The organism is Vibrio splendidus 12E03, assembly GCF_000272105.2.
GTDB classification, from domain to species: Bacteria; Pseudomonadota; Gammaproteobacteria; order Enterobacterales; family Vibrionaceae; genus Vibrio; species Vibrio splendidus_I.
On record NZ_AJZD02000086.1, the window covers coordinates 1 to 622 of the forward strand.

Genomic DNA, 622 nt, shown 5'->3' on the forward strand with positions numbered 1-622 from the left:
TCCGCAGGGGTTTGATGCCCTATCGAAAATGAAAGCGGTAGAGAAATCCGGTAACCAAGCGGTGATTGATATTGAGCGCGGCGTTGAGCATTACGACGAAGTGATGTGGTCGCGCAGCGAGCAAGACCAAAGCGTGTCCATTCGCAGTAACGTGTACTTAACACGAACGCTGATTAAAGGAGGGCGTAAGCTTGCGCCTGAAAAATTGGTGCTTTCTGTCTTGTGGCAGCTCAAAGACAAAACGGAGCTGGCCAAAGATGACTTAGACGCCTTGCGGTTAAACCCCATTGGATTAACCGTTTTATCGTATCAGCTCAATAAGGAGCGAACATAATATGAAATTTTGTCACTGGGTCGCTTGCTTAAGCGGCCTTTTTTCGGTCGGTGTGATGGCAAAAGCGTGTCAACCTTTGCCGCATCAATCGGGAGAAATCATTACCGTGAAGGCGGCCAGATATTTAGGCGCCCGCGTTCAATTGCCGGCCAATTTAATCAGCCCCCCGACGACGTCGAATGCGTTTTTGTGGGACGTGACTGGCATAGTGGGAACCAATCAGCTCCTCATCAAGCCCAATAGCGCCGTCAAAGAAGGGGCAAGTACCAATATCTATGCGTTTACTGA

2 pseudogenes are annotated in these 622 nt (G+C 49.5%); both read left to right on the forward strand.

The features are described 5' to 3' along the window. Nucleotides 1–334 (forward strand): annotated as a pseudogene (locus A142_RS07905) (VirB8/TrbF family protein); the annotation flags it as partial. Nucleotide 335: 1 nt separating this feature from the next. Further along, a pseudogene (locus tag A142_RS07910) lies at nucleotides 336–622 on the forward strand (TrbG/VirB9 family P-type conjugative transfer protein); the annotation flags it as partial.